We start from the raw sequence: 16,739 nt of genomic DNA on the forward strand, positions 1-16,739 counted from the left end.
TGTTTTTTTATTTTTTAAGCCGATTCTTCGTTTGTAACCGCATTCAAATTTGTTTCTGGATGCCAAATATAAAAATCACCATCAGTTACTGATACGGGGTTGAAATTTAATTTATCCCAAAAACCAGCTGAATGAATACGTGCTATTGTTTTAATGGGAAATTGCATTTGTTTCGCATGATTTACAAGCATTTGCCCGAATCCTTGTTTTTGAAAAGTTGGTAATACTTCAAGTTTATAAAGTTCTAGGTAAGGACCTGTAATTTCGAATGGTTCTCCGCCGTTTCTTTTCATATATAGACTCATACGTGCGATTAGTGATCCACCATAATAAATGCCATAAAATGGAGATTCACTGTCGTTTTCAATAATGTTTGCTTGCAATTCTTCCAGCATAGATAGTTCTTGGGCTCCGCACCCTTTAAATTTTTTGAATTCATCTAACGTTTTATAATTGATGAGCAAGCGCTCAACTTTTGGGAATCCCATTACATCACATCCTTTTGTTATCTTGTTGAATGCAGAAAAGTAAAAATATTTACAATAATATTATAACTCATTTTTTTATTTTTATGAAGAAGATAGTATATTTCTTTTATTATTTTTTTGAGGATTTGCTAAACTAAGGGTATAAGTGTATTAATAGGCAGTATTATACATAGCGAAAAAAGAGAGTGTATTTGTTTGACAGAGGACAACGAAATTATAGGGCGTGCTCATGTACTTTAAAAAGATATAAAAAGGAGGGGAGGCAAGGGCGCTTAATGTGAATCCCTTGTGTGAAAATGAAAATTGGAATTGTCGGACCAGGTGCTATTGGTCTATTGTATACATTTTATTTACAAAAAAGTAACCAAGATGTTACGTTGTTTACAAGAACGGCTAAGCAGGCTGAAGAGTTGAATGAAACAGGTGTAACTTGTATTAGAGATGGAAGATGTGAAACAGTATATCCATCTGTTTTACCGATAGAAAGTATGGTAGCACAAAATTTAGATTATATATTTATTTCTGTGAAGCAATATCATATAGATGACGTACTACCGTTTGTGGAAGGGGCATCATCATTAATCTTTTTGCAAAACGGAATGTCGCATCTTCAAAAGATGCTGAAAATAGGGAGTGAAAATATAGCTGTTGGTATTGTAGAACATGGTGCGAAAAAAGAGGGAGGGCATATCGTTCATCATACTGGGATAGGGGTAACAAAATTTGGAGTGGTTTGTGGTCAATCTATACATTTCAAGAAAATATTCCGTTATTTTCCTGTTACTTATTTTCCAGTTCAAATAGAAACGGATTGGGAAGAGATTATGCACAAAAAATTAGTAGTAAATGTATGTATCAATCCATTGACAGCACTATTGGGAGTTAAGAATGGTGAATTAATCACGAATCGTTTTTTTTATCAAATGATGGAGCAAGTGTTTCAGGAGGTCGCATTTCTTATTAGAGGAGAAAAAGAAATGGTATGGCAAATGGTACGAAATGTGTGTGAAGGAACGTCTCGTAATACATCCTCTATGTTAGCGGATGTAAGAGCGAATAGACAGACGGAAATTAATGCGATTGTTGGATATGTATTAGAAGAAGCTAAGAAACAGCAACTACCAGTTCCGACACTTCAATTTTTGTTCGATGCAATAAAAGGGTTAGAAACAAGAGTATAAGTGTTATTCTTTGCTTTTACGTGAAACATTGACTACAATGTGGATTGGTGAGAGAACTGGATACGAAAGGAAGAATTATATGGAGATAAAAGAAATCTCTGTTCCGCAACAAGGTGTTGTAGCGGACTATATGAACGGTAAAAAAGAGATACAGTCATGTTTTGATTATATGTTAACAGAAGGTGCTTTTAAACAACGTTTACATGATTTGCGTGAAAGGGAGTTTTTCCGCCAAGATTTAGTAGCGCATTTATTAGAATATAATACAAAATTACAAGCGGGAGAATCTACACTTCAAAATGTAAAAGCGCTTGGAGATGAAAATACATATGTTGTTATAGCTGGACAACAAGCAGGGTTATTAACTGGACCGCTTTATACAATTCATAAAGTTATTTCAATTTTACAGCTTGCAAAGGAAAAGGAAGAAAGTTTAGGAGTTAAAGTTGTCCCTGTCTTCTGGATTGCGGGTGAAGACCATGATATGGATGAGATTAACCATACTTTTGTAGCGAAAAATAAAAAGATGAAAAAAACTATTTTTTATGACCGTAATCCGAAAAAGGCGAGTGCTTCTGAGTCTGAACTTTCTGTTGAAGATTGTAGAAATTGGATTGAAGAGATTTTTAAAACATACCCAGAAACAAATTTTACAAAGGATGTATTAAAATTTGTTGATGATGCTTTGAAAAAATCGAATACGTATGTAGATTTCTTTGCTCATCTTATTACGAAAATCTTTGCTAATTCTGGTTTAATCCTTGTTGATTCACATCATCCTGAATTAAGAAAGTTAGAAATTCCATTTTTCAAGCGAATTATAAGTAAGTATAAAGAGGTACAAGAGGGGCTTCGTAATCAGCAAGAAGTAATTAAAGAACTAGGATACAAACCGATTATTGAAACGAAGTCTCATGCAGTGCATATATTCATGGAAATAGATAATGAACGAGTATTGCTTGAAGATCAACAAGGTAAGTTTGTTGGAAAGGATGGGGCGCATTCCTTTTCATACGAAGAGTTGATTGAAGAGATGGAGAGAAATCCGGCACGTTTTAGTAATAATGTTGTAACACGTCCTCTTATGCAAGAGTATGTATTTCCTACGCTCGCATTTATTGGAGGTCCAGGAGAATTAGCTTATTGGAGTGAATTACAACAAGTATTCCATACGGTCGGTTTTCAAATGCCACCTGTCGTTCCTCGTCTTACAATTACTTATGTGGAGAGAGATATAGCGACGGATTTATTTGATTTGCAATTGAGAGAAAGTGATCCGTTTTTAAATGATGTCGATAAATTGCGTGAAAACTGGTTGTCTAATCAAATAGAGGAACCGATTGATGATCATTTTGAAAAGGCGAAAAAAGAAATTGCCGATATTCATACATCTTTACAGCAATTTGTAAAGAAAATAGAGCCAGGGTTAGGTGCGTTTGCAGGGAAAAACGAATTGAAAATTAATGAACAAATTGAACTGCTGGAAAGAATGTTGAAAAGAAATGTTGAGAAAAAGTATGAGGTTCAGCTAAATAAATTCCGCCGTATACAATTCGCACTTCGTCCATTAGGTGCACCGCAAGAACGTGTGTGGAATGTATGTTATTATTTAAATCAGTTTGGTTTGGATTTCGTTGATCGTGTAATGGAAAACCCTTTTTCTTGGGACGGAAAACATCATGTTATAAAACTATAAAATCTTGCTCTTTGGAGCAGGATTTTATTTTTATTCCGTTGAATTTACTGTGAAGTGATTTTTTTCTGAATTATCAATCAAAAAGTGTTAAATATGGCAATTGTGTTGGATACTTAAATATATGACAAAATAGCACAAAATGTAAACGTATTATTCGCTTTTTCGACAGTTTTTTATTTAAATTCCCGCAAAAGATGATAAAATTTAGTATATAATAAAAGAAAATAGCGATTTGTATAGTATGTTGCCTTTGTTGGTAAGTTAAATGAGTCGTTCTTTCGTATTATTTCATTCTCTAAGCGTGAATTATGTGTTTAGAGGAAGGGATACATTCAACATAATTAATTGGAAAAAGAGTAGGTGCAACAATGTTTAAACACGTAACAGTGCTTTTAAAGGAAACAGTAGACGGCTTAGATATAAAGCCAGATGGTACATATGTAGATTGTACACTGGGGGGAGGAGGACATAGTTCTTATTTATTATCCCAATTAACTGAAGGTGGAAAATTAATAGCGTTTGATCAAGATGAGATAGCGATTCAAAACGCGAAAGAAAAGTTCTCTTCATACGGTGAACAGTTTATAACAGTAAAGAGTAACTTCCGTTATTTAGCTGAAAAACTGCAGGAAATAGGTATAACAGAAGTAGACGGTATTTTATTTGATTTAGGTGTTTCATCCCCACAATTAGATACACCAGAACGAGGCTTTAGTTATCATCATGATGCACCGCTAGATATGCGGATGGATCAAGATGCCCCATTAACAGCGTACGATGTTGTAAATAGCTGGTCATATGAACAACTTGTAAGGATTTTCTTCCAATACGGTGAAGAGAAATTTTCAAAACAAATTGCAAGAAAAATTGAAGCTTATCGTGAGAATAAAGCTATTGAAACGACAGGAGAATTAGTAGAGCTAATTAAAGAAGGTATTCCGGCTCCTGCTCGTAGAACGGGTGGGCATCCTGCTAAGCGAGTGTTTCAGGCAATTCGTATAGCTGTAAACGATGAATTAAAAGTATTTGAAGAAGCATTGGAATCTGCTATTGAGATGGTTAAGCCAGGTGGAAGGGTTAGTGTTATAACATTCCATTCATTAGAAGATCGTATTTGTAAAACAACGTTTAAGCGAAATAGTACAACGCCACAATTGCCGCCAGGATTACCGATTATTCCTGATGAATTTAAGCCGAAATTAAAGCTTATTACAAGAAAACCGATTTTACCTTCTGATATAGAGTTAGAAGAAAATAATCGTGCGCGTTCTGCGAAGTTGAGAATCGCTGAAAAACGATAAAAGGGAGAGAGAGGTATGACTAATTTAGCTGTAAAGTACAAACAACAAGCGCAAGAAGAGGTGCAAATTCAAACGCCCCCACAGCAGATGGCTAAGCCGAAGGTTAAAGCGAAAATTACAAGAATCGAAAAACTGTTGTATGTAGCGTTTATTGGCTTTTTATTGTATGCCTGTGTCGCGTTTATTGGAAATAAAGCAGGCCTTTATCAAGTTAATGTAGAAGCAGCGACGATAGAAGAAAAAATTGTACAGCAGCAAAAAGAAAATCAAGAATTACAAGCTGAAGTAGAGAAGTTAAGTCGCTATGAACGAATCGCTGAAGTTGCAAAAAAACATGGGCTAGAAATTAATGCGAATAATGTGAAAGGCCTCAAATAAGGCAATAGGTGTGAAGGAACGATGAAGAAGAATATGACTAAATTTCATACCAATAAGGGAGCAGGTTATTTTATGATATTTTTCCTCCTGCTCTTTTTGCTGTTATTAGCCCGATTTTTTTACATACAATCAACAGGAACCGTTCATAATCAGGATTTAGATGCACTTGCTAAACAAAAGCATAGTAAAAAAGGAGTTCTTGAAGCGAACCGAGGAACCATTTATGATCAAAACGGTCATGTGTTAGCGCAAGACGCAAACTCTTACAAAATGGTAGCTGCACTAAAAGGTGCTAACTCAGTTGAGAATAAAGAAGATACTGCAAAGAAAATTGCAGGAGTACTTGGAAAAGGCGAAGAGGATATTTTAGCTTCTTTAAACAAGGAAGGTAGAAGTCAAGTCGAATTTGGAACGTTAGGCAAGGATTTGACGAAAGAAAAGAAGGAACAAATAGAAGCGTTGAAGTTGCCGGGAATATCTTTTATTACAGAAAATGCAAGGGTGTATCCAAACGGTGATTTTGCATCTTACGTTATAGGTCATGCAAAACCAAATGAGAATGGAACCTCGGTAGGTCAATTTGGCATAGAGAAAAGCTTGGATAAATACTTAAGTGCTTCGAACGGAGAAGTAGCATATACAGGTGATCGTAAAGGTGTGTCCCTTGATGGGGGAAAAGTTAATGTAAAGGCACCTAAAAATGGAGATAATGCTTATTTAACAATTGATCAACGTGTCCAAAGTTATTTAGAAGACGCGATGAAAGCAGCAAGTAAGCAATATGAGCCAGAAAGTTTAATAGGGATTGTTGCAGATCCGAAAACTGGGAAAATATTAGCGATGTCTACTAAACCTAGTTATGACCCTAATGATCGCCAAATTAAATATTTCTTCAATGACGCGATTGCCAATGCATTTGAACCTGGATCAACAATGAAAATTTTTACGTTAGCGGCAGCTATTAATGAAGGTGTGTACAAAGGACAAGATTATTATCAATCCGGGACATATCAAGTCGGAAATAGGAAAATAAAAGATCATAATGGCGGTGCTGGTTGGGGCTCTATCACGTTTGATGAAGGGGTAGAGCGTTCTTCAAACGTAGCGTTTGCAATTTTAGGAGATCAAAAACTTGGTCCAGAACGTTTCCGAAAATATATTCATAGTTTTGGATTAGATGAAAAAACGAACATTGATTTATCAGGTGAAGGATCGAATACAATTTTATTTGATCAGCAAATACAACAAGTGACAACAGCTTTTGGACAAGGTTCCACTGTAACACCAATTCAGCTTGTACAAGCTGCAACGGCCATTGCAAATGATGGGAAAATGATGAAACCTTATGCAATTGATAAAATTGTAGATCCGATAACAGACAAAGTAAAATTAGAACATAAGCCAGAAGAAGTAGGAAAACCTGTTACAAAGGAAACAGCAGCGCAAGTAAGACAGTTATTAGAACGTGTTGTTACATCTCCGAAAGGTACAGGGACAGCTTATAAAATTGATGGATATTCAGTTGGTGGTAAAACAGGTACAGCGCAAATTCCGGATGGAAAAGGCGGCTATATGACAGGAAGACAGAATTATATATTCTCATTCTTAGGTATGGCACCAATGGACGATCCACAACTTGTCGTGTATGTAGCTGTTAAACAGCCGAAATTAAAAGATGATGAGAACGGCGCACAACCTTTAGCTGATATTTTTAAATATGTAACAAAAAATAGTTTAGAGTATTTAAAGATTAAGCCAAATGAAGTGAAAGATCCGAAAAAACATCTGAAAGAACAACAAACTACTGTTCCAGATGTAACTGGTAAAACGATGGCTGAAGCGGGGAAAGCGATTGATAAAGCAAAACTTCGTCCAATCGTACTAGGTGAAGGCAAAGTACAGCAACAAGTACCAAAAGCGACTGAACAAACATTAAAAGGCGACCGAGTCTTCTTGGTAGGAGATAAGCCTACAATGCCAAATATACAAGGATGGGCACTGCGTGATGTTATGAATTTAGCGAAGACATTACAGCTTAACTTGAAACCTTCTGGTACAGGATACGTAACAGAACAAAGTGTGGCGGAAGGAACATTATTACAACCTGGTACAGAATTAGGTGTCACACTCGTACCGCCACTCGAACCACAGCAAGAAGCAGAAAAGCCGTAATGGTAAAAGAGAATAAGTTCTAATTAAATAAGTACAAGCATATATTGGAACAAGCTAGGCGTAAGGGAGGCTTGTTCCGATATGCGTGTATCAAATGTAACAGTTAGAAAACGACTTATTTTTATACTTATATCAGGTATACTTATTTTCACTATTATCGATATTCGTCTTGGATATGTGCAATTTTTTCTTGGGAATATGTTAACGGATCGTGCGAAAGATTCATGGAGTCGTAATATTACTTTTGAACCCGAACGTGGGAAAATTTTAGACCGAAATGGTGTGGAACTTGCCACGAATAAAAGTGCTCCAACTGTCTTTGTTGTACCGAGGCAAATTGAAAAACCAGCAGAGACTGCAGAGAAGTTAGCTGCAGTATTAGGTGTGGAAAAAGATGAGATTTATAAAAGGATTACAAAAAAAGAATCGATTGTAAGGTTAGATAAAGGCGGAAGGAAAATATCACATGACAAAGCGAAAGAAGTACGAGGATTAAGTTTGAAGGGCGTGTATATCGCAGAGGATTCTATCCGGTACTATCCATTTGGAAACTTTTTATCACATGTATTAGGTTTTGCAGGTAGCGATAACCAAGGTCTTATGGGACTAGAAAAATATTATGATAAAGAGCTAAATGGGGACAAAGGTCATGTGCGTTTTTTTGCAGATGCGAAAGGACAAAGGATGCCTAATGTTGGTGATGATTTCAAAAAGCCAGAAGCTGGTTTAAATTTAGGATTAACAATCGATGCGCGTATTACAAGGATTATGGAAAGAGAAATGAATATTGCGGAGTCAACTTATAATCCTGACGGTATGATTGCGATTGCAATGAATCCTAAAAATGGTGAAATTTTAGGTATGTCTAGTCGACCGAGTTTTGACCCAGCGGATTTTCAAAGTGTCTCTCCAGAAGTGTATAACAGAAATCTACCTGTATGGAGTACGTATGAGCCTGGTTCAACATTTAAGATCATTACATTAGCTGCAGCATTGAATGAAAATTTAGTAGACTTAGAGAAGGATACGTTTTATGATGATGGAGCAGCTGAAGTAGGTGGAGCTAGATTGAAATGCTGGAAAGCAGGAGGTCATGGCAGTCAAACGTTTTTAGAAGTCGTTCAAAACTCATGTAACCCGGGATTTATTGAACTTGGTGATCGCCTTGGTAAAGACCGATTATTTAAATACATTCGTAATTTTGGTTTTGGGCAGAAGACTGGAATTGACTTGCAAGGTGAAGGCAGTGGGATTTTATTTAATTTAGATAAAGTTGGTCCAGTAGAGCAAGCAACAACTTCATTCGGCCAAGGGGTTTCTGTTACACCGATTCAACAAGTAGCAGCTGTAGCGGCGGCTGTAAATGGTGGAACATTGTATCAGCCGTATATAGCTAAGGAGTTTATTGATCCGAAAAATAATCAAGTTGTTAGTAAAAAGACACCTGTTGAGAAAAGAAAAGTTATTTCCAAGGAAACTTCAGAAAAAGTTCGTTATGCATTAGAGAATGTTGTAGCGAAAGGTTCTGGTAAAGGTGCTTATATTGATGGATATCGTGTAGGTGGAAAAACGGGTACTGCTCAAAAGGTGAAAGATGGTAAATATTTAGAGAATAATTATATAGTATCTTTTATCGGATTTGCTCCAGCGGATGATCCAGAGATTGTTGTGTATGTTGCTGTTGATAATCCAAAAGGGGTTACACAGTTTGGTGGAGTGGTAGCAGCTCCGATTGTCGGGAATATCCTTCGAGATGCGCTTCCTGTTATGGGAGTGAAACCGAGAAAAGAACAAGTTGAGAAAGAATATAAATGGGGCGATACACCAACTGTGGAAGTTCCGAATTTAATTGGAATGAAAAAGAAAGACTTACAAACACAACTCGTCGATTTGAAGCTTGATATAAGTGGAGATGGAGAGAAAGTAATTAAACAATCACCAGAAGCGGGAGCTAAAGTAAAAGAAGGCTCAAAAATTAGAATTTACTTCGGGAATTAAAGGTAACATAGTACGTTTTATGGTACAATTGGTGGAAGTGAGTTCTTTATAGAACAGTTACTTAATTTGAGACAGTAAGTGTCTCATTCATAAATAGGTCAGTAGCACTTACCTCCTTATATAGGAGGTAATGTGTTGCTTACTGAAAAAAGATAAATAAACAATGTAGAGAGGGTTTAGTGAAATGAAGTTGCATACACTTGTATCATGTTTGCATGATTTTCCAGTTGTTCCAAAAGAAAATCCAGAAATCACATCTATAGAAGCTGATTCACGTAAAGTGAAAGAGGGAAGCTTATTTGTATGTATGAAAGGATATACGGTTGATAGCCATGATTTTGCTAAGCAAGCAGCGGCACAAGGAGCGGCTGCTATTGTTGCGGAAAGACCAATTGATGTTGACGTTCCAGTTGTACTTGTGAAAAATACTTTTCGTTCGTTAGCGGTTTTAGCTGATTATTTTTATGGTCAACCGACACACAAGTTACATTTAATCGGAATTACAGGTACAAATGGAAAGACAACAACATCGCATATTATGGATGAGATTATGCGAGCGCATGGTCATAAAACAGGGCTAATTGGAACGATTAATATGAAAATCGGTGATGAAACATTTGAGGTGAAAAATACAACACCAGATGCACTAACACTTCAACAGACGTTTTCAAAAATGGTTGAACAAGGTGTGGACAGCACGATAATGGAAGTTTCGTCACATGCGTTAGATCTTGGTCGTGTACACGGATGTGATTACGATGTAGCGGTGTTTACGAATTTAACACAAGATCATTTAGACTATCATAAAACGATGGAAGAATATAAACATGCAAAAGGGTTACTATTTGCACAGCTTGGCAATAGTTATAATCATAATCGTGAAAAGTACGCTGTGCTGAATAGCGATGATAATGTAACAGAAGAGTATATGAGAAGTACTGCAGCAACAGTTGTAACATATGGTATTGATACAACAAGTGATATTATGGCAAAAAATATCGTTATGACGAGTGGCGGGACTACATTTACGCTTGTCACACCATATGAAAGTGTAAATGTTACGATGAAATTAATAGGTAAATTTAATGTATATAACGTACTTGCAGCAACAGCAGCAGGACTTGTTTCGGGTGTGAAATTAGAAACAATCATTGCTGTTATAAAGGATTTAGCTGGGGTTCCAGGACGTTTTGAAGTTGTTGATGGAGGGCAAAATTATACAGTTATTGTTGATTACGCACATACGCCAGATAGTTTAGAAAATGTATTAAAAACTGCAAAACAATTTGCAAAAGGTGATGTGTATTGTATCGTTGGTTGTGGTGGCGATAGGGACCGAACGAAGAGACCGATAATGGCAAGTGTTGCAACAAAATATGCAACTCATGCAATTTATACATCAGATAATCCAAGAAGTGAAGATCCAGCGGCTATTTTAGATGATATGGTACATGGTGCAAGCGGGAAAAATTATGAAATGATCATTGATAGAAAAGAAGCAATACACCATGCAATCGCTAAAGCGAAAGCAGATGATATCATTATTATTGCTGGTAAGGGGCATGAAACGTATCAAATTATTGGTAAAGAAGTTCATCATTTCGATGATCGTGAAGTTGCTAAAGAAGCAATTATAGGGCGTTTAAACAACGAAGAGTAACAACGTGAGAGGAGGACTACATGTGCTTGAGCAAGGTTTATTAGTAACGGCTGGGGTAGCATTCTTAATTTCTGTTGCCCTTTCGCCATTGTTTATTCCATTTTTAAGAAAATTAAAGTTCGGACAGAGTATTCGTGATGAGGGACCAAAGTCACATCAAAAAAAATCAGGGACACCGACAATGGGTGGTATCGTCATATACGTATCTATGATGGTAACTTCACTTATTATGGCGATTAAGTTTAATTATTTAGGTGCAGAGGTTTCGTTATTACTATTAGTGACGTTTGGTTACGGATTGATTGGATTTTTAGATGACTACATAAAGGTAGTTAAGAAGAGAAATCTTGGTTTAACATCAAAGCAAAAATTAGTAGGTCAGCTTGTTATTGCTATTGCATTCTTTTTAATTGGAAAAGGGCAAGCGTTCCACACATACATCATGATTCCGGGAACGGATGTTAAGTTTGAATTAGGTTGGGCGTATTTCGTACTTGTACTATTTATGCTTATTGGTGGATCAAATGCAGTTAACTTAACTGACGGTTTAGATGGTTTATTATCAGGAACAGCTGCTATTGCATTTGGAGCATTTAGTATTATTGCTGTGGCACAAGAGCAATTTGGAGTAGCGATATTCTGTATGGCAGTTGTAGGAGCTGTACTTGGATTTTTAGTATTCAATGCGAATCCAGCAAAAGTGTTTATGGGAGATACAGGTTCATTAGCTTTAGGTGGAGCCATTGCAGCTGTAGCGATTTTATTAAAACAAGAATTGCTACTTGTAATTATTGGCGGAGTATTCGTAATGGAAACTTTATCGGTTATCATTCAGGTCATTTCATTTAAAACAACAGGAAAACGTGTCTTTAAAATGAGTCCATTACACCATCACTATGAATTATGTGGTTGGTCAGAGTGGCGTGTTGTTGTGACGTTTTGGTCTGCAGGATTTTTATTAGCTGTGTTAGGAATTTATATCGGGGTGTGGATGTAATTGAAAACTGTAACTGAATTTCAAAATAAGAATATTCTTGTATTGGGCATTGCAAAAAGTGGTTATGCAGCAGCTACATTGTTACAAAAGTTAGGGGCAAATGTTATTGTAAATGACGGAAAGCCTTTAGCAGAGAATGTACTTGCTGCAGAATTACAAGCAAAAGGAATGGACGTTGTATGCGGTGGTCATCCTTTAGAATTATTAGAGAGAAATATTTCTCTTGTAGTAAAAAATCCAGGAATCCCGTATTCTAATCCAATATTAGTTGCTGCGATAGAAAAGCAAATTCCGATTGTTACGGAAGTTGAATTAGCATATCGTATTTCAGAAGCACCATTTGTTGGGATTACGGGGTCTAACGGTAAAACGACGACGACAATGCTGACATTTGAAATGCTAAAAGAAGGACAAAAGCATCCTGTAATTGCAGGGAACATTGGAACTGTAGCGTGTGAAGTAGCACAGGATGCAAAAGAAAATGAAGTTGTAGTTACAGAACTTTCATCGTTTCAATTGATGGGAGTAGAATTGTTCCAACCTAAAATTGCTGCGTTTTTAAATTTATTTGAGGCCCACTTAGACTATCATGGGACGAAGAAAGAATATGGTTTAGCAAAAGCAAATATTTTTAAAAACCAAACAGAAAATGATTATAGTGTAATAAATGCGGATGATGCAGATGTGATGGCTTTGTCTGCGTATTCTAAAGGTCAAAAAATCCTGTTTTCGACAACGAAAGAAATTGAAGATGGTGCGTGTATAAAAGATAACGCTCTTTATTTCAAAGGTGAAAAAGTTATTGAAGTAAGCGATATCGTTTTACCTGGTCAACATAATCTAGAAAATATTTTAGCTGCGATGAGTATTGCGAAATTATTAGGTACTTCTAATGAAGCAATTACGGTCGTGTTAAAACGTTTTACGGGTGTAAAACATCGTTTAGAATATGTAACAACGATTAACAACCGTAAGTTTTATAATGATTCAAAAGCAACGAATATGTTAGCGACTGAGAAAGCACTATCTGCGTTTACACAACCGATTGTGTTACTAGCAGGTGGGCTTGATCGCGGAAATGAATTCGATGATTTAATTCCGTATTTCAAAAATGTAAAAGCGATTGTAACATTTGGACAAACAGCTCCTAAACTAGTAAGAGCGGCAGAAAAAGCGGGATTAGATATAATTGAAAGTGTCGATACTTTAGATGAAGCAGTGGTGAAAGCTTATGCTCATTCTAAAGATGGTGATGTCGTTCTTCTTTCTCCAGCGTGTGCAAGCTGGGATCAATTTAAAACATTTGAAGAAAGAGGAGACATTTTTATACAAGCTGTGCATAAACTTATATAAAGTAAATCAAAACATCAGTAGGCTAACACCTACTGATGTTTTGTTACATAGGGCAAAAGGTTCTGCCTAAAGAGGTGGTGTTTGTGGGTAATGAAGAAAACGCCTGATTTTATTCTCATCATCGTAACACTTTCATTGTTGACAATCGGAATGATTATGGTTTATAGTGCGAGTGCAGTTTGGGCCTCTTATAAAATGGGGGACTCATTCTTTTTTGCAAAAAGACAATTACTGTTTGCGGGTCTTGGTGTAGTAGCTATGTTTTTTATTATGAAAATTGATTATTGGGTGTGGCGTACGTATTCAAAAGTGATTTTGCTAGTTTGCTTCATTCTTCTTATTCTCGTTCTTATTCCTGGAGTAGGTCTTGTTCGAGGAGGAGCACGAAGTTGGATTGGAATCGGGGCATTTTCGATTCAGCCGTCAGAATTTATGAAGTTTGCGATGATTATTTTCTTGGCAAAGTTTTTAGCAGAACGGCAAAAATTGATTACATCTTTTAAACGTGGTTTATTACCGGCTCTTAGTTTTGTGTTTCTTGCTTTTGGGATGATTATGTTACAGCCAGACCTTGGGACAGGAACGGTAATGGTTGGGACATGTATCATTATGATATTCATTTCGGGAGCGAGAGTTTTTCACTTTGCAATGTTTGGTTTGATTGGTGTAGCAGGATTTGTAGGGTTAATTGCATCAGCACCGTATCGAATGAAACGCATTACATCATATTTAGATCCGTGGTCAGATCCGCTCGGGAGTGGATTTCAAATTATCCAATCATTACTTGCAATTGGACCTGGTGGATTATTTGGGCTTGGACTTGGACAAAGTAGACAAAAATTTCTTTATTTACCTGAACCACAAACTGACTTTATATTTGCGATCTTATCCGAGGAATTAGGTTTTATTGGTGGTTCATTTGTGTTATTATTATTTAGTCTATTATTATGGCGCGGGATTCGTATCGCATTAGGAGCGCCAGATTTATATGGTACGTTTTTAGCAGTAGGTATTGTGGCGATGATTGCGATTCAAGTAATGATTAATGTTGGTGTTGTAACAGGACTAATGCCTGTTACGGGTATTACCTTGCCGTTTTTAAGTTATGGTGGATCAAGTTTGACATTAATGTTAATGGCAGTAGGTGTATTATTAAATATAAGTCGCCATTCTCGCTACTAAACCCTGTTTATAAGACAGGGTTTTTCGTATGTGTGTAAAAATGCAATATGTATATAGAAATAAATATAATGGAAATAAGAAAAGAGAAGCGGAGGAGTTAGTAGTGCGTGTATTAGTGAGTGGTGGGGGTACTGGTGGTCATATTTATCCAGCTCTTGCTTTAATTAGAGAAATAAAAAAGTTAAATCCAGAAGCAAGATTTTTATATATTGGTACGGAAAATGGACTAGAGAGTACAATCGTTCCAAAAGCAGGTATACCATTTCAATCTATTGTTATAAGTGGATTTAAACGAAAAATATCATTAGATAATGTGAAAACAGTAATGCGTTTTCTAAAAGGTGTACAGGATAGTAAACGATATATTCGTCGTTTTAATCCGGATATCGTAATTGGAACGGGTGGATATGTATGTGGACCAGTTGTATACGCTGCAGCCAAATTAGGTATTCCAACTATTGTACATGAACAAAATAGTGTACCAGGTGTAACGAACAAGTTTTTAAGCCGTTATGTTGATAAAGTTGCTGTTTGTTTTGAAGCAGCTATAGAGCATTTTCCGGAGTCAAAAGTGGTAATGACAGGTAATCCACGAGCATCAGAGGTAATGGAACAAAATGGAATGAAGGGGAAACGTTCAGTTGGGCTTTCTCTTCCTAAAAAGTCTGTACTTATATTTGGTGGAAGTCGTGGGGCTAGACCGATTAACGATGCCTTCGTTGAAGCAATTGAACAGTTTGGGAACAAAAGCTACGAAATACTATATGTAACAGGTGAAGTACATTATGACAAAGTGATGGAAGCCGTGAAGCAAAAAGGGAACCCAAGCAATGTTATTATTAAGCCGTTCATTCATAATATGCCAGAGGTACTAACTGGTGTAGACCTTGTTGTTTCAAGGGCTGGGGCAACAACACTTGCAGAATTAACAGCGTTAGGAAAACCAAGTGTGTTAATACCGAGTCCGTATGTAACAAATAATCATCAGGAAAAGAATGCACGTTCAGTTGTTGATAAAGGAGCGGCAAAAATGTTACTTGAAAAAGATTTAACAGCTGAAACGCTTATTCGTGATATTGATGAGATTTTATTAGATGCACAAACATTACAAAATATGAAGCTAGCTGCTAAGCAACTAGGTATTCCAGATGCAGCAAATAAGCTGTATGAAGTAATGAATAAACTTGTAAAAAAATAAAGTGAGGCTTTAATCAGTGGGGAGTGATTCTCTCTCTTTGATTATTACCTTTCACTAATCGGATGTTTACTGGTATCCTCATTCCGCCTAATTTCTTTGTTATCACCTAATTTTGATTTAGGAGCTGTACTGCCCGTAAATAGAGGGATAACGTTAGGTGAACGCCCTGCATATTATTGTCATAAGGAGACTTAATATGGGGGAGATTGTCTATGGAACAATTAGTAAATGAGCTTATAGAAGCAGACGTTGGTCGTGTTTTGGCTAACGAGCCGTTAGCACGTTATACAACTATGAAAATAGGTGGCCCAGCGGATATTTTAATTGTGCCAAAGCATGTAGCCGGTATTGAAAAAACATTACAGTTAGTAAAGCAATACAAAACGAAGTGGACTGTAATTGGTCGCGGTTCAAACCTTCTTGTATCTGATCAAGGCATAGAAGGTGTTGTTATTCGTTTAGGAGAAGGATTAGATCACTTAGAGGTCGAAAAACATAAGGTAAGAGTTGGTAGTGGATATCCTCTTATTAAATTGTCAACTTTACTTAGTCGTCAAGGGTTAGCTGGATTGGAGTTTGCAAGCGGTATTCCAGGAAGTGTCGGTGGTGCAGTATATATGAATGCAGGTGCACATAAATCGGATATATCGAGTGTATTATCGAAGGCTCTCATTCTGTTTGAAGACGGTGCAATTGACTGGTTAACGAATAAAGAATTGGAGTTTTCTTATCGGGCATCTGTATTGCAAACGAAACGTCCTGGTATTGTTTTAGAGGCGGTGTTTCAATTACAGGCGGGGAAACGTGAAGAAATTGTACGTAGCATGCAAAATAATAAAGATTACCGCCGTGAAACGCAACCATGGAATCACCCGTGTGCAGGAAGTGTATTTCGGAATCCAATCCCACATTTTGCAGGAGATTTAGTAGAAAAAGCAGGGCTTCGTGGCTATAGGATTGGTGGAGCTCAAATTTCTGAAATGCATGGCAATTTTATTGTTAATACTGGGGGAGCTTCAGCGCAAGATGTATTGTCTTTAATTGAATTAATAAAACATACAATTAAGGATAAATTTGATGTAGATATGCACACAGAAGTAGAAATCATTGGAAGATAACGGTTATTCGTTCCGCT

At 36.6% G+C, this 16,739-nt stretch carries 13 protein-coding genes; 12 read left to right on the top strand and 1 reads right to left on the bottom strand.

The genetic code is table 11. The annotated features are described in order from the left end of the window. Positions 1-14 precede the first annotated feature (14 nt). On the bottom strand, positions 15-488 hold the full coding sequence (locus ACTFRM_RS17980) for an N-acetyltransferase (protein ID WP_000506694.1): 474 nt from the start codon (positions 486-488) through the stop codon (positions 15-17). A gap of 296 nt (positions 489-784) precedes the next feature. Between ACTFRM_RS17980 and panE the strand changes: the two genes are divergently transcribed. From panE to murB, 12 genes are all read left to right on the top strand, one after another. Next, positions 785-1,669 carry a 2-dehydropantoate 2-reductase gene (gene panE / locus ACTFRM_RS17985; protein ID WP_002182931.1) on the top strand — a complete coding sequence of 295 codons (885 nt, stop codon included), beginning with the start codon at positions 785-787 and terminating at the stop codon, positions 1,667-1,669. A 79-nt stretch (positions 1,670-1,748) separates the two neighbouring features. Then, positions 1,749-3,365, top strand: coding sequence for a bacillithiol biosynthesis cysteine-adding enzyme BshC (bshC, locus tag ACTFRM_RS17990; protein WP_173600355.1), 1,617 nt, complete (start codon positions 1,749-1,751; stop codon positions 3,363-3,365). A gap of 368 nt (positions 3,366-3,733) precedes the next feature. Then, positions 3,734-4,666 carry a 16S rRNA (cytosine(1402)-N(4))-methyltransferase RsmH gene (gene rsmH / locus ACTFRM_RS17995; RefSeq protein WP_000472508.1) on the top strand — a complete coding sequence of 311 codons (933 nt, stop codon included), beginning with the start codon at positions 3,734-3,736 and terminating at the stop codon, positions 4,664-4,666. Positions 4,667-4,681: 15 nt separating this feature from the next. After that, the gene (ftsL, locus tag ACTFRM_RS18000) at positions 4,682-5,044 is read left to right on the top strand and encodes a cell division protein FtsL (RefSeq protein WP_000182804.1); all 363 of its coding nucleotides are present in this window, start codon (positions 4,682-4,684) and stop codon (positions 5,042-5,044) included. Positions 5,045-5,065: 21 nt separating this feature from the next. Further along, positions 5,066-7,216 carry a penicillin-binding protein gene (locus ACTFRM_RS18005; RefSeq protein WP_000739960.1) on the top strand — a complete coding sequence of 717 codons (2,151 nt, stop codon included), beginning with the start codon at positions 5,066-5,068 and terminating at the stop codon, positions 7,214-7,216. Between the two features lie 81 nt (positions 7,217-7,297). Further along, complete coding sequence (locus ACTFRM_RS18010; RefSeq protein WP_001266234.1) at positions 7,298-9,214, top strand: stage V sporulation protein D; 1,917 nt, start codon at positions 7,298-7,300, stop codon at positions 9,212-9,214. A 184-nt stretch (positions 9,215-9,398) separates the two neighbouring features. Further along, positions 9,399-10,874: a UDP-N-acetylmuramoyl-L-alanyl-D-glutamate--2,6-diaminopimelate ligase gene (murE, locus tag ACTFRM_RS18015; RefSeq protein WP_173600357.1), complete on the top strand. Its 1,476-nt coding sequence runs from the start codon at positions 9,399-9,401 to the stop codon at positions 10,872-10,874. Between the two features lie 22 nt (positions 10,875-10,896). After that, positions 10,897-11,871 (top strand): phospho-N-acetylmuramoyl-pentapeptide-transferase, encoded by a 975-nt coding sequence (gene mraY / locus ACTFRM_RS18020; protein WP_000893060.1) that lies wholly within the window; start codon positions 10,897-10,899, stop codon positions 11,869-11,871. After that, positions 11,872-13,224: a UDP-N-acetylmuramoyl-L-alanine--D-glutamate ligase gene (murD, locus tag ACTFRM_RS18025; protein ID WP_000860111.1), complete on the top strand. Its 1,353-nt coding sequence runs from the start codon at positions 11,872-11,874 to the stop codon at positions 13,222-13,224. It abuts the gene before it with no gap. A gap of 90 nt (positions 13,225-13,314) precedes the next feature. Beyond that, complete coding sequence (gene spoVE, locus ACTFRM_RS18030) at positions 13,315-14,406, top strand: stage V sporulation protein E (protein WP_000753520.1); 1,092 nt, start codon at positions 13,315-13,317, stop codon at positions 14,404-14,406. A gap of 103 nt (positions 14,407-14,509) precedes the next feature. Beyond that, the gene (murG, locus tag ACTFRM_RS18035) at positions 14,510-15,604 is read left to right on the top strand and encodes an undecaprenyldiphospho-muramoylpentapeptide beta-N-acetylglucosaminyltransferase (RefSeq protein ID WP_025689214.1); all 1,095 of its coding nucleotides are present in this window, start codon (positions 14,510-14,512) and stop codon (positions 15,602-15,604) included. Positions 15,605-15,816: 212 nt separating this feature from the next. Then, complete coding sequence (murB, locus tag ACTFRM_RS18040) at positions 15,817-16,722, top strand: UDP-N-acetylmuramate dehydrogenase (RefSeq protein WP_000437018.1); 906 nt, start codon at positions 15,817-15,819, stop codon at positions 16,720-16,722. Positions 16,723-16,739 lie beyond the last annotated feature (17 nt).

The sequence above is a fragment of the Bacillus cereus group sp. MYBK227-1 genome, assembly GCF_051916325.1.
Taxonomy (GTDB): Bacteria; Bacillota; Bacilli; order Bacillales; family Bacillaceae_G; genus Bacillus_A; species Bacillus_A cereus.